We start from the raw sequence: 18,484 nt of genomic DNA, 5'->3' as shown, positions 1-18,484 counted from the left end.
TTTTACCTCCCTTATGTGTAAATTATAGAATGATAGCGTTTGCATATAAACCTAGCAAATTAAAGCTTTAACTCTATTATGTTTAGCTCTCTTTGAATTTTATAGAAGCCGTTGAAGGGTAATCGAGTTTCGTAACGTTGGAAGAAGGTCTTCGCTGCTTTTAATTATTCGAGCAATATGCGAATCTATTTTTATGTCGGATTTTTTAGATATTCATCTAATCGGAAACAATATAAGTTCTTGTCCCAAGCTGAAGACAAGAACTTATATCGTTAAAACCAAAAAGCTGCCAATGGCAACTGGGGTCAGTCCCGTCGGTTTCCCATATGGAGTTTTTCCAATGTCAATTTTAAGGAGTGCAATTCAGTATAAAAAAACTGGGGTTTGAGAGCGAAGGCATATTAAAAAAGGACAAAATTCTGTCCGATGGTAATTACCTCAACACAGTTATGATGGGACGACTTAATGAATAATTCCAGCAAAAAACCTCCTGTGAATCATCACGGGAGCTTTTTTTGCTGTGCATGTTATGCCTTTTTACCTGTAACGTTTAGGATTATCTGTCTGATCAAGAATAAAGTCGATACTCACCTTGTGGAAATCTGCCAATTTGATTAAGACCACACTTGGGACGTCCAGATTCCCATTTTCATATCGGGAATAGGTTGTTTGTGAGATACCTAAAAAGTCGGCCATGCTCTGTTGTGTTAAGTCTTTGTCCTCACGTAAATTGCGAATTCTCTTATACACTGCTCATCACCCAAGCAAAGTTTACTCCATGCGAAAACTGCATATTGATTTTTATGCGTTTTTCGCATAAAATTTATTTATCTTCAACTTTACCTTGAAATCTTGAGTTGTCCCTTCATATGCAAAAGCTCTTAATGGGGACAGACGGATTCTCCTAAATTCGTTTTATTAAAGTGTATATTTCCCAACGAAGCATATAACAGAATATTGAAATATAGCTCCTGCGGTCATCATAGAGCTTTATTTTGCATGCTATTCTTTTTACCGGTACAACGTTCAGGATCATCTGTCTGACCAAGAATAAAGTCGATACTTACCTTGTGGAAATCTGCCAATTTGATTAAGACGACACTGGGAACGTCCAAGGTCCCATTTTCATATCGAGAGTAGGTCGTTTGTGAGATATGTAATAATTCAGCCATGGTCTGTTGTGTTAAGTCTTTGTCCTCACGTAAATCGCGAATTCTCTTATACATTGCTCATCACCCAAGCAAAGTTTACTCCATGCGAAAACTGCATATTGATTTTTATGCGTTTTTCGCATAAATTTATTTAAAGAGTATAACAAGTGGAATAAGAACGGAGTGGGCGGAATGGTGCTGTACAAGCGATAGCGTTCGCCTTTGTGGCCGGATTTCAACCTTCTTAGCTTGATTAAGAAATCCGGGCACAACAGCGATGGGAAGCACCATCCGACCGCGTAGTGGCGCCGTATGTACATCTTTAGCTCAACTTATATAAATAATCAGTATTCATAAGGAGGCATGATGAAAATGATTTTGGAGGATATGTATTATGGGAATTGGCGTCCCAGTGAACAGATAAATTCAACCGACCCTGAATCTCAAAAAGTGAATCAAAAAATTAGTGATCTCATGGAGATGTTGAAAAGCAAATTACCAGCAGTCGAGTTTGAGTCAATTGAAGTCATGTTTGATTTATTAAGCGAGTCAACTTCCCTGCACTCCGCAGCAGCATTCATTCACGGGTACCGGGCGGGGGCATTAACGATGATTGAAGTATTTAGCGAGGACAAAGAAATTGTTGATCGTAATAGATAGATGATGGAGGAGTTATGGTGGTGAACCCGCTACGCATGCAAATTACCCGTTCCGATCGCTGTTATCCCTAGATTTTTCCTCAATAAATATAAATTTAAAGGTAATATCCGGGGATAACAAAACGAATGGAGGGGCTCACTAGCCTCTGCCTGCGCCCCCCAGCGCATTCATCAAGAACTCGTAAATTTCCAGTTCGTTGATTTTATCGCCATCGGTCACTATGTTATGCTGAACTTGCAGTCCGTTCTTGAACACGGTGAACATCCGAGCTGTCCTGTCCGCATCGATTGAAATAGGGATAGCTCCATTCTGCTGTCCGACTTCGATCCACGTTTTGGCAGTGAGGATAGATGCTTCATGATAACGTTTCAGAATTCCTGCCACGGCGGGCTTATCCTGTTGGCTGAGTAGATAGATAAAAATCAGGCTGGTAGCGCTGTCCCCACTGCCGATGTTACGAAGCCGTTCAGTTAAGGTGTTAAGCGGGGACTTGATTCCTTCTGGTCCTGCGGGAGTCCGGGCGACAGATTCAAAAAAACGCTGATTGGTTTTCTCCATTCCCGCCTCCAGAATCATACCGAACAATTCATCTTTGCTTTTGACATAATGGTAAATGGCTCCTTTAGTCAGTCCGCTGCGATCCGCAATATCCTGTAGTGTCGTCGCCCGACAGCCTTTCTCCATAATCATCTCTTCGGCAATCTCAAGCAGCTTTTTTAGACTGTCGTTCATCGCTTTGTCTTGCATAATCTTTTACCTCCCGGTTGTCTGTCTTTTTATTCGTTTAATGAAACCAATATTCCACCAGATCGTCAAACCAATAATCACGTAAGTGAAGAACGAGGATACGGCCAGAAAGGTCGGTATGGACAACGAGTATACCAGCACTACTTTGATGAAGGCTTCCAGCAGCAGGCTGAGTCCCCACACCGCCGTTATCAGGCGGAAATTAAAGCGATAGCGGGGAAGTTTCTCCCATTTATCGTTCATCTGAGGATTATGGCCTGTGAATCTTTCCGCAAAATAATAAATTAATGGTCGACCAAAGAGCAGCGAACCTAGAAACACCACCCCCATAATACCGGTCACATAAGACTCCCGTAGCAAAATAAAGCGTTCATCACCGCCCAAGAGAACGGCCACGACGCCAAGAATCAGACCAAGAAAAATAAAGCCAGAGAACACATCTGCTTTACGGGTCCGTATAAGGCTGTAGATCGAGTCGCATAGTGGTACAAGAGCAGCGATAGACAGAGCCACCACACTGCTCGTATACGGAATTAGCAGGCGATAAGTCAAATAAGGCAATACAAGATTGATGATTAACGTAAAGATGATTTCGTTGCGAGATTTATTCATGATCGACTCATCCTCTCATCATTTAAAACCTACCTTCGGTAGGTATCTTTTATTTTACATACCTTCGGTAGGTATGTAAAGATTAAAAAATAATAATACCTAACGTCATGACTTTTTACATAAGAATCATTAAGGTTTTTTACTCCTTGTTAAACCAGCTTTTTGAGAGCTTACATTCTATATTTCCTCATGTTGCTACACGTTTCGCATACCCTACAACTACAAAAAAAAGGAGATGGCGCTTGCCATCTCCCTTGCTTTTATTCTTCTCCCACACTTCCTGCTTAAAAACTTGTTGCGGCAAAGGTGGTCGGTGAGCGGAGCGGGCAGAATTGTTCTGAAGAAGCATGTGCGTTCGAAAGAACAATCTGCACGCGCAGCGCCTCCCCGACACACACTCTAACAAGCAACTATTTTTTTAAGCCTCCACCCGATTCAAAAATACCTTCGTCCGCTCCAGCTGCGGATTTCCAAAAATCTGCTCTGGTGTACCGGATTCCGCGATTTCTCCATTATCCATAAAAATGACACGATCCGCCACATCTCTCGCAAAATTCATCTCGTGGGTCACGATGACCATCGTCATATGTTCCTCAGCCAGCTTTTTGATAACTCGCAGCACCTCACCCGTCAGCTCGGGATCAAGGGCCGAGGTCGGCTCGTCGAACAGTAAAATATCAGGGTTCATCATCATTGCCCGGGCAATCGCCACACGCTGCTTCTGTCCCCCCGACAGTCGGGATGGATACGCATCTGCTTTATCTGCCAATCCGACTTTAGCCAGCAACTCAGCGCTTTGGCGACGCAGTTCAGCCTTGCTCACCTTTTTCACCAGCTTCGGAGCCAGCTCCAGATTATCCTGCACCGTCAAGTGAGGGAACAGATTAAAATGCTGGAACACCATGCCCATCCCGGTGGTAATGCCCTTAATATCACCTGCTGGAGCGTACTGACCGTTTTCCACCAGTGCTTTATCATGAATGCGGATCGTCCCGCCCGTCACATCTTCCAGGTGCACCAAACTACGGAGCATGGTACTTTTTCCTGAACCTGAAGGACCGATGACGGCTACAACCTCGCCCGCTTTAACGTTAAAGCTCACTCTTTTCAGAACGTCGAGCTTGCCGAACGATTTTTTCAAATCGGTAACTTCTATTGCATTAGTATTCATATCTCGACATTCCTTTTACTCGAATTTAAAACGTTTTTCCAGCGCCCTGAAGAATAGCGTCAGCACCAAAGCTAATAACAAATAAATAACCGCCGCTACAACATAAGGTACAATCGAGAAATCACGGTTTACAGCCGTATTGGCAAAATGCAGCAGTTCCGGTACCGCTACTGCATACAGTAGTGCCGTATCTTTTACCAGTGTTGTCGCCTCATTCGTTACCGCAGGCAAAGCAATCCGTACCATTTGCGGCACAATGACTCTAATCAGCGTCTGCGACTTGCTCAAGCCAAGCACTTGCGAAGCCTCGTATTGCCCTTTATCAATCGACAACATCCCGCCTCTGAAAATTTCTGCAAAATAAGCTGCATAATTCAGTACAAATGCCAGTACCGCAGCCGTTGTCCGGTCCAATACCAGATACTCCCCAATGACAGGCAACATCGGCAGACCAAAACAAAAGAACAATAATTGCAGCAAAAGCGGCGTGCCGCGTATAACATAAATGTACGTATGCATCAGCCAGGCGATTGGCTTAATCCGGCTTTTGGCCAGTAAAGTAACGATAAAACCCAATGGAATAGACAAGATGAGCGTGATGAAAAATAAAATAACCGTCATCTGTGCCCCTTCAAGCATAGGCTTCATAATTCGTAAAATATATTCCATACTCATAACCTTCGACTCCTAAACCCTTAGTTCGATACACTACGTATTAATTTAATACTTTATCTTCACCAAACCACTTTTTCGAAATTTCAGCAGCTTTTCCGTTCTTGTGCAGCTCATCCAAAGCGGATTGCAGCTGCGTCAACAGCTCTTCATTCCCTTTTTTCACACCGATGCCGTATTCCTCAGGGGCCAGTGATTCATCAAGCAGCTTATACGTCCCTTGTTCCTTCGACATATAGTACTTGGCAACAACTTCATCAATGACCACCGCATCCAGACGTCCGGTTTTCAAGTCTGTCAAAGCGAGAACATTATCCGGGAACTCGGACACTTGCTTCAATTTACTTTTGATCGGATTTGCATCCAATGCATCGGCTGCTGAAGACAGCGTCTGGAGTCCGACCGTTTTGCCCGTCAGATCAGCCAGCTTGGAAAGACTGGAAGTAGTCGGAATGACAATCACCTGACTGTTTTTCAGATATGGCTTCGTGAACAGCACTTTTTCCTTACGCTCATCCGTAATGGTGTATCCATTCCAAATGAGATCAATACGTCCGCTGTTCAGCTCGGATTCTTTGGCAGACCAGTCAATCGGCTGAAATTCCACCTGTTTACCCATTTGTTCCCCGGCCGCTTTCGCATAATCAATATCAAAGCCGGTCAGCTCGTTATTTTCATCTCTAAAGCCCATCGGGGCGAATTTATCATCAATTCCAATAATCAATTTACTGTCATCCTTACCGCCGGAACATCCGGCCAACACGATCATCATCAATCCAATTAACATCGTAAACATGGCTGCTTTTCTCATCTTATTCCCCTCCAACAATGGTGACCCCCGTATCCAAGAACAGGTGGCAAACGCTTTAGTTCGTTAACACGTTATCAGAGTATCATCATAACACACCGCAGGATACTCGTCGAGAGGAATGAGCGGAATCTTAGCCTCATATAAATGGAAAACCTGTGACGAAAATTTGACCTGTGTTCTATAATGTAAAACCTTACCTTGACATGTCACCTAAACCGTCTTATTATTTCCTAGTATTCTTATATACTTTTATTTATTTTAAAATTTCAGCAGCAATAGTATGTAAATCAGCTTGATAGACAGGAGAAATAAAGCCCCATGTACATTTTAAAGCGTCTTTTTACGATGTTCATAACGTTGTGGATTATCGTCACTTTAACGTTTATCATCATGCACATCATTCCGGGTGATCCATTCTCGAACGATTCCAAAACGATTCCGGAAGCGGTATTGCAAAACATGCGTGCCAGGTACAATCTGGACAAGCCGCTCGCTGTGCAGTATGTGCTGTATCTAAAAAATCTGCTAGTGCTGGATATGGGCCCGTCTATTCAATCGAAAACGACGGACGTCAATATGCTTATCGCCCGAGGTTTTCCACCTTCTGCATTGCTGGGTATTCAATCCATCGTGGTCGCGATTATTGCCGGTATTTCGCTCGGAACGCTGGCTGCTCTACACCATAATCGACCACTGGATTATATCTCGATGTTTATCGCCATTGTTGGTATTTCCGTACCCAGCTTCATATTGGCACCGCTGTTAATCAAGTATGTTGCCGTCCAATGGCACCTGCTTCCGGTCGCCTCATGGGGAACCTGGCAGCATACGGTGCTTCCGTCGCTGGCTCTCGCTGTTTCACCGCTTGCCGTTATCGCCCGCTTTATGCGGACGAGTATGCTGGAAGTTATGCATGAGGAGTACATACGCACTGCCAAAGCAAAAGGGTTGTCCTCTTGGGCAGTAGTCATTCGTCACGGATTACGCAACGCGTTGATTCCGGTGCTGTCCTTTATCGGACCGTTATTCGCTTCCGTTATTACAGGTACCTTTGTCGTTGAAAAAATATTCGCCATTCCCGGCATCGGTAAATACTTCGTAGACAGTATCTTTAACCGGGATTATCCAGTGATTATGGGGACGACCATTTTCTATAGTGCCATTCTGGTCGTTACTTTATTTTTAATTGATATATCCTATCGCCTTGTCGATCCGCGAATCAAATTAGACAGCAAAGGAGATTAACATGAAAGCAGCACCTACTGTCGAAAAGGACAGCCTGTTTAGTCTTGTAGACCGTAGCCAGATCCCCACCCCCACGTTGACCAGACCCAAAGAATCACCCTGGCGGGATCGGCTACGCAGACTTTTTAACAACAAGCTTGCTCTGTTGGGGCTTTCCCTACTTATCATTATTATTGTGCTGGCGATTGTTGGACCTTCCATGGTTCCTTATGCACCCAGTGATCAATCCCTTTTGAAGACGAATCTTTCTCCTTCGGGAGAGCACTGGTTTGGCACGGATGATCTGGGGAGGGACGTATGGGCACGGACATGGGCCGGGGCTAGAATTTCACTCATGATCGGCTTTGCCGCTGCCGCCATTGATTTGGTGCTTGGCATTCTCGTCGGCTGTGTTGCTGGCTATTGTGCTGGGCACGGTAAAACGGGCGACCGGATCGACAGCATTCTCATGCGTATTATTGAAATTTTGTATAGTATTCCTTATCTGCTGGTCATCATTCTGCTGCTCGTCATTATGAAGCCAGGCCTACTCACGATGATTATTGCATTATCTATTACTGGCTGGGTCGGTATGGCCCGTGTAGTGCGTGGGCAAATCTTACAGCTGAAGCAGCAGGAATATGTGTTAGCAGCCCGTAGCTTGGGGACATCTCATTCGCGTATTATCTTCAGACATTTGCTACCGAACGCAGCGGCAATCATTATTGTAAATTTGACGTTCACTATTCCGTCGGCTATTTTTGCCGAATCGTTCCTGAGCTTTCTCGGTCTGGGGATTCAGTCTCCTTCGGCCAGCTGGGGGACGATGGCTAACGATTCACTTGGCGTTATTTTAAGCGGTCAATGGTGGCGCCTATTTTTCCCCGGGCTGATGATATCGCTCACCATGCTGGCGTTCAATACACTTGGAGACGGGCTTCAAGATGCACTTGACCCGCGCTCACAACATTAACAACAGAGAGATCCAAATTGGACAAGGAGGGGTGTCACCATGATCCGCAGCTTCTCGCCTAACCGCAGGAAAAACGGCAGTTCCTTTATCGAAGTGCGCACACGCGGCATACCTGCGGGAAAGGAGGATGAATAAATCCCGGTACGGTGTACCTTATTTTTGGCATAACTAATCACAGTAATGGAGGAAAACCACGATGAAAAAAATGCATTGGATGACGATCATCTTACTTTTGGCCGTAACGGCTTTAGCTGGATGCTCGGGTACTTCGGACAAAACAGCAAGCAACGACCCGTCCGCTACGCCTCAAGCAGATATCCCGCAAGAAATTACTGCCAATCTGGCAGGTGGGGAGCCTTATACGCTAGACCCTGCTTTCGCATCAGATACAACGTCCTACTTTGTGATTGATAACTTGTATGAAGGGCTGTATACATACGATAAGGCCGGTAAAATCGTAGAAGGCGCTGCCAGCAAAGTAGATGTATCTCCTGACGGCAAAACCTACACCTTTACTATCCGTGATGGTGCAAAATGGTCGAATGGTGACCCACTGACAGCTAAGGATTTTGAATACTCTTGGAAACGGGTACTGAATCCGAAAACAGCTGCCTACGATCCTTCTGCCCTCTACTACATCAAAGGTGCCGAAGCGTACAACACAGGCAAAGGTAAAATTGAAGACGTGGGTGTTACAGCCAAAGATGATAAAACTCTTGTAGTTGAGCTGAAATCACCGCTGAGCTTTTTCCCAACGATCGCTGTGGGTCATGCCTATCTGCCGGTAAACCAATCGGTTGTTGAGAAAAATGACAAATGGGCAGCAGAAGCGGGCACAATTGTCGGCAACGGTGCGTATGTAGCCAAGGAATGGAAACATAACGAGCAAATTACGCTGGCTAAAAACGATCAATTCTGGAACAAAGATGCCATTACGATGGCAACGATTAATTTTAAAATGGTTCAAGACTCCACAACTTATTATCAAATGTATAAAACGGGCGATCTGGATCTGATTTTGAGCCTTCCCGTGGATACACTGGATCAGGAAAAGAGCAACAAGGAATTCCTGTCGCATCCATCTTTCAGTGTGTACACCTATTCTTTTAACGTAAAACAAAAGCCGTTTGACAATAAAAAAATCAGACAGGCCATCGCCTACGCGATTGACCGCGAAGCACTGGCTACCAGCGTAACCAAAGGTGGCGAAACTCCGGCTTACGGTTATGTTCCATACGGAACAACAACGCCATCCGGCAAGGACTTCCGTGATGAAGCACCGAAAAAATACTATGAGTTTGACGCTGCGAAAGCGAAACAATTGCTGGCCGAAGGTCTGAAAGAAGAAGGTTTGACCAAGCTACCACCGATCACCTTCAAATACAACACTTCGGACAAGCATAAAAAAGTAGCTGAAGCGATTCAGGAAATGCTGAAAACAAACCTGGGTGTTGAAGTGACGCTGGAGAATCAGGAGTGGAAAACGTACATTGATACCTTTAAACAAAAGAACTTCCAGATCGCCCGTATGGGCTGGGAAGGAAACTTCCTGGATCCACTCGGCGTATTGGGGCATTATACTTCCAAAAATTCGAACAACTTTACCAACTGGAGCAACCCGGAGTATGACAAACTGATCGAATCCTCAACCTTTGAGCTTGATCCGGCAAAACGCTTTGAACAGCTCCATCAGGCAGAAGACGTATTGATGGAAGATCTGCCGATTATTCCGATCCAGTTCTCTGCGGACACGGCATTAATCAGTCCTAAGATTCAAGGTATCGTATTTGATGCTCGTTCGAACCCAGACCTGCGCTTTGCGAAACGGGTCGAAAAATAATGATTTTACGTTTCGGGATCTCTGCCCTGATTGTCGGTACTTTAGGAATTCTGTACGCCACACCCCATCTCTTGTATGGTCGTGAAAACATGGCTACTGCAAATCTGCTATTCCTGTTGGGGTTGCTGGGCTTGGTGATCGGTGCAATCTTCCACGTTCTGCAAAGCGGTTTTCTAACCCTCTTCCTGCGGGGATTTGCCGACATCAGACAGTTGTTCATTCGTCAATCCAAGGCATTACGAGAGGAAAATGAGCGTTTGCGTTCCGATGAATCTCTGTCAGCCTGGAAAACATCCATGTTCCGCCATCTCAAGGTATACACTTCGGGGTGCGGGACAGGGCTTATACTTTGCTCGATGATATTAATGGGGATGAGTTAGGTTAAAACGATTAGAAGCCTTTGGTTGGTTGGTGGGCGCTGCGCGTGCAGATTGTTCTTCCGATCGCTGTTATCCCCGGATTTCTATTGAATAGAACCTGTAAGGGTAAAATCCGGGGATAAAGGCGAACGCTTCGCTTCTTCAGAACAATTCTGCCCGCTCCGCTGGCAAACCGCCGTAGAGCTTCTACACGTTTTAGAGGTGTGTAAAGAAAAAAGAGAGTTTCGCAAAGCTTTTGCTAGCGTAACTCTCTCTTTTTGTATTTTTTATATGAAGCTTTATAGGATCGCATATTACAATACTTAGTAGCCTTAATAAATATGCTTTTCCTTGGCTTCTTGCAGCCATAACGGGAACTCGTTAAGCAATAGTTCGTACAATTCATTGTCTTCCATAGATTCGATATCTTGAATTTGAAAGAAGTTAGCGTTATCTACCACACGGCCTTCTATGTTGTCCAGCTTCTTTAATACGCCAAAATCGGACTCACCCACACCGATAAATTGCCAGAAAATCGGCTCTCCTGACGAATCAATGACTGCGTTATCGATATTATCTCCTTTTCCACGCTTCACACCGCCATCATTAATAAAAATAACAAAGGCCGGATCAGAAGAGGGTTCTTCCTTGGTGTATTTGGCGATGACATCGCGCATCACAGGCGGCTCATCATTGCGACCGAACTTGGGCAAATAATCATTGGACAGAATATGTCTTTCAACATAGTTGTCAACGTCATTTTCGGTAACGGACGGCAAACGTGAAAAACGGTGATCATACACCCATACGTCCAGTACACCATCATCATCCAAAGAACTCGCTACTGCAACAATTCGTTCCAACACCTTTTGAACGGTACCATTTTTGTACAAACTTCTCATAGATCCTGAAATATCGAGCACCAATCCAACTCTCGCAGTCACATTTGTTAGATTCTTTTTAGTCAGTACCAGTTGCGCATTCTTTTTAAGTAAAGAAATACCGCTCATGTTCCCCACGCTCCTCTATGATGTTTGCGTTTGTACGCCTACTCTACCATCTGCGTCGTTCGTCGCCTCTCAGGGGAAAGTCGCTCAATTCTCCGAGTTGGTCATGTGCAGCCTTATAAATGCGAAGAATAGCTTGTACCTTGTTAAAATCATTGTCTTCCGGACCGAATCCTTCCATATACATTTTTTGAATGATGTTTTGGAAGAAATCCATACGCTCGCGGACAGAATCCTGCTCGATTTGCAGTACCTCTTCAAAGCTGTGTGTCTCAGCAAAATCAGACAGCTCATCAAACTCCTGTTCCTGATATCGCTCTCCCCGAGTTTCGGGATTGAGATCAATAGAGGTACGCAGGGTTGACAATAAAATATTTTCGCGCGCCAGCATGACATGAAAATCTTTGTTCTTAAACAGATCCGTAACGATCAGACGGCACATTTCCTTGTTCTGCAGCAGAATCCCGTCAAAAGGATGCAGCGTCCACACACCGTAGTTAAAAAATAAATTAAAATTGAAGTTGCTGCTTCCATACTGATATACAATGTTGATTTTCGATTCGTCGATGATTTCAAATGAAAATTCCAGCATGCATTCTCCTTTGGGATTCCAATATTTAACTCTATCCTATCAGAAAATGCATGATTTTCAATAAAAAATTTTATTTCACAGAATCATTTAACTCCACAATTGAATCTGCTTTTTCGCTGCTGACAGCCACGAGTAAATAGACAATCACACACCCTAAAATAAAGGACATCATACGCTCGCTCTCTCCTTTTGTCATTCGCTTTTTAAGAGTTTATGCACGAGAATGCTATGTATGTTCATCATGTCCTTTATTGGCTGCTGCCAAACCAAAAAAGACGCCTTTTGGAGTCACTCCGGCGTCTTTTTCATAGATTGGGTCTATTATTCTACACTGTCATCAGTTCAAAAACGAACTTAGACCCTCAGAAGAATTGCTATCCTTCAGCGGTTTGGATGATTCTTTCCCTTCGATCCCCAAACGTTGGCTTAGGTTGGCATTGATTGCTGTCATTTTACTTGTATAATCATGACAACTTTCAATAATTTGGCGATTCGATTTTTCAGACAGATCCAAAGCAGATACCAAATCACCAATCGCCTGATTCACAGCTTCCAGTGACATAGAAGGCTTGCTAAGCAGATCTGTCGTTCTCTCGGTCGTCGTTTTGAGAAGCTTCGCATTTTCCTTGAATTGATCTTCAATGGTACGGTTGGTCGCATCGACGGCTGAAATGATTTTATCCTGATCCGCCAGCGCCATCGCGATCATAGCCGATACAGTGATCAGATTCGATGTTTTATCAATCGCGTTATTTACAGAATCAATCAGTTTATCATTGTTATCATTAATAATATCCGTTGCCGCAATCGCCTGATTGTATAACAAAATCATTTCTGTCATCGACTGTGTACGAGTAACCACCTTGCGCAATCCCCGCTCCAGATGTGGCTTACGGTTTTCGTTTTCCGGCTTGGCAATCTCGGTCTCAAACAGTTCTTTCAAGCGATTACCAAAGGCAATCTTCGTCTGTAAATTGTAGATTTCTTCAATGGAAGCCTTCTTCAACTGTCTCATGCTGACGATGTTTTCTTCCAGATTATCCTTACCATCTCTCAAGGCAGTAATGATTTTCTCGATGTTCATCTTCACCGACTGATACTTGTAAATGTAGTTCTTTAACGGGCTTTTACGCAGGAGCTTGCCAAAAAAGCTCATATTTTTGCTCTGCTGGAGCGTTTCGCATTCATCACGCAGCTTTAAGATCATATTGGATACCTCAGCCCGATCACCGGACATGAGGTCGTTTACCGGACGATCCAGCATTTTAAGGGTCTGCCCCGCACGTTCCTGCGTTTTAACCCCCAACTTACCGATATCATCCATTAAGGTATCCAGGCTCATGACATCGCTTTGTGATACCTTCTGAATCAGCTGTGAAGCCTCCTCAGTCACCTTTTGTTCATCTTCTTTTTTCAATTCAGCCCATGGGGTCGCCATACGCTACCTCCTATTCTGAAAACAACTGTTACCCAAGTCTAATCGTTGTTATTCAGAGCAGCTATACTGCTACTTTTTTTATTTTCCCAAAAAATCGCCTACAATTCGGAACTGCTATATCGCTGGTGAATAAGCTCCGCTTTGCTCTGTAATTCCAACAGATCCTTATGCTCCACCGTAGATACAATTACCGATATTTTGCTGTCCACATCCCGTAATCCGTTTAATAACGTCCTCCGGTTAGTCCGCTTCGCATCGCCGCTGAGCCGAAGAAACGGATTAATCAGTCCGTTCAAATCCTTCAAAATCAATCTCCGAACCGTATGATTCACTTCGCTGTTGTTCAGTTCATGCAAAAGTGGAATGACCCGCTGCAAACGTGCAAATAGAGCCAGCGCCTTCTCGACAATCTCGTTATCAAGCGCATCCTTCTGTCCCTCGGAGATCACCATATCCTCCAGTACCTCCAAATACTCCATCACCTGAGCAAATTCACTGCTCACCTGATCTGGTTGACGTACTTGTCCTGTCATAGACTCCGGTCGAACAGCAGCTTCCTTTTCATGCTGATGTGTCTCAGCGACCTGCTCCTGCACCACCGGAATCACGGAACCGGTCAGATTGGGGCGAGGATGGCGAACAGCCATGATGGCGCTGTATCCTCCCAAACCAATGATCGGAATCGCCAAACACACAAACAGTGGCAACCAAAAACTTAGTAAAAGCGCAATCAGGTAGCTAACCACAGCAATCGTGGCACCCCACATTTTTGACGTCATAGCTTGTACCTCCTGACGTAAACCCTTACCATATTGTAGAAAACAATATTTATGTGTGTCAATGTACGGATTTACGTATGGTGATTGGCTGCTCGATATGACTGGCTAAAATGTCGTATTGCGGATGAAGTGAACCGATCTCATGACCCAAAGCCGATTTCACCGCTAGATAAGGAAAATTGATACCAGACAAACATGATACATGAAGTCCTCCGGACATCCGCGGATTGATCTCTAGCAGCTTGGCATGCTCGCCGTTATATTTTACCTGAATGTTATAATTGTACGGAATGTGATACGCCTCAGCGACCTTCTGTGCCACCTCCAACAGCTCGGGATGCTGCTCCAGCAGCCGTAATCGTCCTCCTGCCTTCCTACGCGGAACTGCCGCTAGCAGCTTTCCGTTCCGGTCAGCCAGGCAGTCAATACTGTATTCGTATCCCTCCAGCAGCTCCATCACCATCAGATTGGGAAATGATTCTGTGGATGACAATACTCGGTGTGCTTCCTCGAACGAAATATGATTCAGCGCATGACCGAACAGTTCCTCCAGCGGATTACGTTCATTGTCGATGATACGAAAGCCCATTCCGCCTTCTGCATTACATGGCTTGAAGCATACCTTATGCCCACGTGCTATTAACGACTCATATGCCTGTTTAAACTGCTCGGCATTGCTGGCAATGGCATAATCGGGAATCGTGACAATGTCCTTTTGACGAATGGATTCATAAAACAAATCCTTTTCCATCAGTTGCTCCAGCAGTTCGGTATCTTGGCATACCATCACTTTTGTCCCAATATCATCGAACAAATAAAGATGCTTGCTAATATCAAGCATATTCCACCGTGGGATAAAGACATCAATTCCGTGCCGCTTGCAAAAATCAGCGCAAAATTGTGCGTACTCCACACCATTGGTGCGAGGCTCTACTTCAGCCACATCACTGGCCTGTAGCGCCATGTGCTGCGGATCTGAGTGTGTCGCATAGATCTCGAACGGAATACCGTCCTCATTGTTACGAATAGCATTCATATAATGATACGCCACTGAAAACCAGCGGTTAAAATACACCTTAACCTTCTTCACAGAGCCACGTCCCCTATCTATTCTGAAAATGAAGTTTGAGCTGCGAATACACTCCGGTGTATTGCATGAACATACGCCATGATTTCGTCCGCTGCATACACCCCCGACACTTCTGTAAAACGGTAATTGACCTCCAGCTTATCCCGCAGCTGTTCCCGATACAATTCACCATGACGGGGAGCAATCGCATAATCGGCATAGTCCAGCAGACAACGGTCCAGCAAAGAGTCACCGGACGCAACCACAGCCCCTCCATTCGTGAGATTACGGATATGCTCCACGGCTGCCTGTTTATTCACAGCCGCAGGCACCAGATATATCTTACGACCTTGAATGGATACCTCCCAGCCCATTTCACGCATGATTCGTGCCTTCTCCAGCACCTGTTCCAGCGGCATACGATCCCGTTCAATCATGAAAGCATAGAATAACTCGTCGCAAAAGCGTTCGTTTACGACCCAGTCTTCATCCAGCACCTGTCCGAACACCTGACGAGCTTCTTCCGCATGAGCACCATCACGGCGTACTTGTTCATGAATACGCCGATTCCACTCTCGATCCACCTCGCCTCCGACGATGATGTTTCCACCATTACTCGTCACGGCATATGCGGGAACCAACTCCGTCTGAAACACAGTGATTCGTCTATACTGTTCTATCGTCCGAGTCGTCACGGGCATAAACATCACATCTTCAGGCAGTGTCCTTAGCAATTGCAGGGCTTGTTCAGAAATAAAAGCCGACGTCGCCCCGTCTATCTGTTCCGCAGGCAACAGACCAGGGGATTCCAGCGGTACGCCAAGCGAACGTTTGGAGTAAATCAGTGTCTGATCCAGATCACTTGCGTAGATCATTCTTGTCCCCCCTTGAGCGGCTTGATAATTCCGCAGCAGGAATAAGTCAATCCTTCAAATACCTCTACAGGCACTCCACGATCCTTTGCCAGCAGCATAATATGCTGAAGATTCGGATTATCTTCGCGGTCAATCAGAATTTTCCACGGCACTCTGCGCAGCAGTACACGAGTCGTCTCCCCCACTCCGGGCTTGACCAAATTGATATCCCGAATACCAAATGCCTGCTGAATCGCCTCAATATCCCGTAAGCCCTGCCATGTCACCGCAGGCGGATTCAATGTCATTTGTTCAGCGTATGCAACGGCCGTTTCAGCCACGTCTTGAAAGTACCCGGATACCGTATCCACAAACGTATTGGACTGATCCACTGACCGCCAGGATTCATAAAATTTGGCCCCATGGAAATCGTCAGGGCCTATGAGATCGTCGCGTAATACCGTCCGACTCATCAAACCTGATACAGTCGAATTCAGACAAGCACTTGGAATCAAATAATCTTCTCGTGTACCAAAGGTTTCCGAACATCTGCCCGGATCGGCCAGCACCGCCAGATCATCATTTAGACGCAACCCGTAATCCGCGTTCATCTCACGACAGGCCTCAATCAATACCTGGCGAATCGCCCCTTTCCCCGTCCAGCCATCGACAAACTGAAGTTCAATCTCCAGTCCATGCTGCTGTAAAATGTATAAAATCGCATTCCGGTCAATGCCTTTGCCACGAATAATAGAAATGCTGTAATGCGGCAAGGATACGCCATACTTCCAATCAATATAACGCTTGATCAGGATACCAATGGGCGTCCCTGCTCTGGCAAGAGAAACAATCGCCGTGTTCAGGCCTCTTTTTCTCACAATCATCTCAGCCACAGAAGCTGCCGCTAATGCAACCTTTTTGGCAGATTGGGCAAGCGTTTCGTGAAACAGTGCAATATACTCTGCTGTGGGCTCGTATTCCACTGGCAGCATTTCTGAATAATGGACTCCCGACTGAATCGCCTCTTCACGATCCTCCGTCCCTTTTTCCAACGTAACCCGGCTCAAATCCTTCAATAAAAAAGTGACATCCGAGGCAGGATAACTGCCCAGCGGTTCGGGCGGATGAATGTTCTTCTGCTGTATTTGCTCCATGAGTGCTTGCTTCATATCCGCGCTCCTTTACTCTCCTGTCTAGTTAAACCATTAAAATAAACAACATGCACTTTATCGCAACCCAGACGGGCCAAAGCCTCCAGCATGGGGTTCATCCGCTCTGGGTCTGACTCCCTTTCCATCAAAACGAATATTTCGTCATACTGACCGGGATCTACATTATAAATAAAATTGCGTACCGTACTATCCTCAGGTGATGGGTATGTCACACCATAGGCGACACCATACCCTTCTTCTCGGTGGGGATACACTGGACTGCGTGTCGTCGATTGAAAATATACATCCGGGCCTAACTCTGCTGCAATCCGCATTGGAATGTACATGAATTCGCCTGTGCCCATAACCAGCGTGCGTTGCCCAGAACGAAGTTGGTTCAGTCGTTCAGCTGTACGCGTGATTTCTTCATCCAACGCTGAATTGTCAGCGGATTGTAGACCAAAACGGCCTGTATATTTTAGATAAGGAGCTGTATTGGCGTATCCGTCCGTTGACATGGAACTGTGTACTACCCGCTCAAAACCGGAAGTATCCTTTTCAAAACGGTGGTCAATTATCCCAGAAGCGTCTTTATTAACCTCTGCCATGCTAGTGGCTGCATGTTCTGGGTGCCCAGCCTGTCCAGCATATTCTGCGTGATCCAATATGGGTACTCCCTGTACCTCAATCTTTCCTTTGAGCAAGCTTAAAGGCGTAATCGTAATGCCTAGCTCTGCCTCCAGATCAGTGAAAGCCTGCTCATCGCTGTCTGTCCGCCAATCCAGTAACGAAGCAATCACATACTGTTTACGCGGAAAATGCTCCTGAATATCCCGTATGATATTAAGGGTTGTTTTTCCCGTCGTAATTTCATCATCTACCAGCACAATCGGGCCATCTCCCGCAAAAGCATCTTCATCCAGTGCATAGCAACGATGATCAACAGCGTGCGAATGCTCTTCTTCAAACCGAATAATAGGCCGAAGGCCCGGAATATCCTCGCGCGTCGTATGAATATACGAGGCTCCGTCGTCAAACAACCGATACATGCTGTGTCCCAATGCTGTAGCCGTCTCGGCAAAACCAACAAACTTGATCGGCTCCGTAAAAGCAAAAGCTAAACGTTCATCCATCAGCTTTCGGTAGGCCTCTTTCGCATAGTCCGGGTCAAGAAGTCCTCTCACGGCCTCTCCAATCAGTTCATCCATTTGTTGTCCTGCCTGCGGGACAAGCTCCTTATATAGTAGAATCGCCAGCGCCGCACCACTGAGCAGAGAAGTGTATGGGTTTACCGGAATATGCTTACCCAGCACCTTGCTGACAAACAAAAACGAACGCTTTTTATTGACCCGTGCCGCCATCGCAAACAGCTTG

Annotated in this window: 20 protein-coding genes and 1 pseudogene; 6 read left to right on the top strand and 15 right to left on the bottom strand. The window is 45.4% G+C overall.

Annotation, left to right across the window (positions count from 1 at the left end; translation table 11 throughout):
- Positions 1-371: 371 nt before the first annotated feature.
- Positions 372-473, top strand: a pseudogene (locus ACUUJN_RS04985) (GNAT family N-acetyltransferase); the annotation flags it as partial.
- A 64-nt stretch (positions 474-537) separates the two neighbouring features.
- Here the strand turns inward: ACUUJN_RS04985 and ACUUJN_RS04980 are convergent.
- Both ACUUJN_RS04980 and ACUUJN_RS04975 read right to left on the bottom strand, forming a co-directional pair.
- Positions 538-750, bottom strand: a complete 213-nt coding sequence (locus tag ACUUJN_RS04980) for a helix-turn-helix domain-containing protein (RefSeq protein ID WP_023987218.1) — start codon at positions 748-750, stop codon at positions 538-540.
- A 230-nt stretch (positions 751-980) separates the two neighbouring features.
- Positions 981-1,226 carry a helix-turn-helix domain-containing protein gene (locus ACUUJN_RS04975; RefSeq protein WP_023987217.1) on the bottom strand — a complete coding sequence of 82 codons (246 nt, stop codon included), beginning with the start codon at positions 1,224-1,226 and terminating at the stop codon, positions 981-983.
- A gap of 297 nt (positions 1,227-1,523) precedes the next feature.
- Here ACUUJN_RS04975 and ACUUJN_RS04970 point away from each other — a divergent pair, with 297 nt between their 5' ends.
- A complete protein-coding gene (locus ACUUJN_RS04970) occupies positions 1,524-1,811 on the top strand; it encodes a DUF6809 family protein (RefSeq protein WP_023987216.1) in 288 nt (95 codons plus the stop codon).
- A 138-nt stretch (positions 1,812-1,949) separates the two neighbouring features.
- Here the strand turns inward: ACUUJN_RS04970 and ACUUJN_RS04965 are convergent, their stop codons facing one another.
- From ACUUJN_RS04965 to ACUUJN_RS04945, 5 genes are all read right to left on the bottom strand, one after another.
- On the bottom strand, positions 1,950-2,558 hold the full coding sequence (locus ACUUJN_RS04965) for a TetR/AcrR family transcriptional regulator (protein ID WP_023987215.1): 609 nt from the start codon (positions 2,556-2,558) through the stop codon (positions 1,950-1,952).
- A gap of 6 nt (positions 2,559-2,564) precedes the next feature.
- Positions 2,565-3,170: a VC0807 family protein gene (locus tag ACUUJN_RS04960; RefSeq protein ID WP_053324732.1), complete on the bottom strand. Its 606-nt coding sequence runs from the start codon at positions 3,168-3,170 to the stop codon at positions 2,565-2,567.
- A gap of 418 nt (positions 3,171-3,588) precedes the next feature.
- On the bottom strand, positions 3,589-4,341 hold the full coding sequence (locus ACUUJN_RS04955) for an amino acid ABC transporter ATP-binding protein (RefSeq protein ID WP_025683111.1): 753 nt from the start codon (positions 4,339-4,341) through the stop codon (positions 3,589-3,591).
- A gap of 15 nt (positions 4,342-4,356) precedes the next feature.
- Positions 4,357-5,016 carry an amino acid ABC transporter permease gene (locus tag ACUUJN_RS04950; RefSeq protein ID WP_023987212.1) on the bottom strand — a complete coding sequence of 220 codons (660 nt, stop codon included), beginning with the start codon at positions 5,014-5,016 and terminating at the stop codon, positions 4,357-4,359.
- A gap of 40 nt (positions 5,017-5,056) precedes the next feature.
- Positions 5,057-5,824, bottom strand: coding sequence for an amino acid ABC transporter substrate-binding protein (locus ACUUJN_RS04945; protein ID WP_053324731.1), 768 nt, complete (start codon positions 5,822-5,824; stop codon positions 5,057-5,059).
- A 318-nt stretch (positions 5,825-6,142) separates the two neighbouring features.
- On the opposite strand from ACUUJN_RS04945, the gene ACUUJN_RS04940 reads away from it, so the two are divergent.
- From ACUUJN_RS04940 to ACUUJN_RS04925, 4 genes are all read left to right on the top strand, one after another.
- Entirely contained in the window at positions 6,143-7,069 is a 927-nt protein-coding gene (locus ACUUJN_RS04940) for an ABC transporter permease (RefSeq protein WP_023987210.1), read from the top strand.
- A gap of 1 nt (position 7,070) precedes the next feature.
- The gene (locus ACUUJN_RS04935) at positions 7,071-8,021 is read left to right on the top strand and encodes an ABC transporter permease (RefSeq protein WP_053324730.1); all 951 of its coding nucleotides are present in this window, start codon (positions 7,071-7,073) and stop codon (positions 8,019-8,021) included.
- Positions 8,022-8,217: 196 nt separating this feature from the next.
- Entirely contained in the window at positions 8,218-9,861 is a 1,644-nt protein-coding gene (locus tag ACUUJN_RS04930; protein WP_071559136.1) for a peptide ABC transporter substrate-binding protein, read from the top strand.
- Complete coding sequence (locus tag ACUUJN_RS04925; RefSeq protein ID WP_071559137.1) at positions 9,861-10,241, top strand: DUF3899 domain-containing protein; 381 nt, start codon at positions 9,861-9,863, stop codon at positions 10,239-10,241. The genes ACUUJN_RS04930 and ACUUJN_RS04925 overlap by 1 nt, the downstream gene beginning before the upstream one ends.
- Positions 10,242-10,552: 311 nt before the next feature.
- Here the strand turns inward: ACUUJN_RS04925 and ACUUJN_RS04920 are convergent, their stop codons facing one another.
- The 8 genes from ACUUJN_RS04920 to ACUUJN_RS04885 all read right to left on the bottom strand — a co-directional run bounded on the left by ACUUJN_RS04920 (position 10,553) and on the right by ACUUJN_RS04885 (position 18,471).
- Positions 10,553-11,230, bottom strand: a complete 678-nt coding sequence (locus ACUUJN_RS04920) for a vWA domain-containing protein (protein ID WP_071559138.1) — start codon at positions 11,228-11,230, stop codon at positions 10,553-10,555.
- 43 nt (positions 11,231-11,273) lie between these two features.
- A complete protein-coding gene (locus ACUUJN_RS04915; protein ID WP_023987205.1) occupies positions 11,274-11,819 on the bottom strand; it encodes a hypothetical protein in 546 nt (181 codons plus the stop codon).
- A 337-nt stretch (positions 11,820-12,156) separates the two neighbouring features.
- Positions 12,157-13,257 (bottom strand): toxic anion resistance protein, encoded by a 1,101-nt coding sequence (locus ACUUJN_RS04910; protein ID WP_071559139.1) that lies wholly within the window; start codon positions 13,255-13,257, stop codon positions 12,157-12,159.
- 98 nt (positions 13,258-13,355) lie between these two features.
- Complete coding sequence (locus ACUUJN_RS04905) at positions 13,356-14,036, bottom strand: hypothetical protein (protein WP_068938757.1); 681 nt, start codon at positions 14,034-14,036, stop codon at positions 13,356-13,358.
- Positions 14,037-14,094: 58 nt separating this feature from the next.
- The gene (locus ACUUJN_RS04900) at positions 14,095-15,126 is read right to left on the bottom strand and encodes an ATP-grasp domain-containing protein (protein WP_484669337.1); all 1,032 of its coding nucleotides are present in this window, start codon (positions 15,124-15,126) and stop codon (positions 14,095-14,097) included.
- Between the two features lie 17 nt (positions 15,127-15,143).
- Positions 15,144-15,980: an HAD family hydrolase gene (locus ACUUJN_RS04895; protein ID WP_071559141.1), complete on the bottom strand. Its 837-nt coding sequence runs from the start codon at positions 15,978-15,980 to the stop codon at positions 15,144-15,146.
- Positions 15,977-17,128, bottom strand: coding sequence for a cysteine protease StiP family protein (locus ACUUJN_RS04890; protein ID WP_023987199.1), 1,152 nt, complete (start codon positions 17,126-17,128; stop codon positions 15,977-15,979). The genes ACUUJN_RS04895 and ACUUJN_RS04890 overlap by 4 nt, the downstream gene beginning before the upstream one ends.
- Complete coding sequence (locus tag ACUUJN_RS04885; RefSeq protein ID WP_071559670.1) at positions 17,125-18,471, bottom strand: phosphoribosyltransferase family protein; 1,347 nt, start codon at positions 18,469-18,471, stop codon at positions 17,125-17,127. The genes ACUUJN_RS04890 and ACUUJN_RS04885 overlap by 4 nt, the downstream gene beginning before the upstream one ends.
- Between the last annotated feature and the right edge of the window lie 13 nt (positions 18,472-18,484).

The organism is Paenibacillus sp. LRG-1 (genome assembly GCF_057220305.1).
This window is presented reverse-complemented; position numbering and strand designations above follow the sequence as displayed.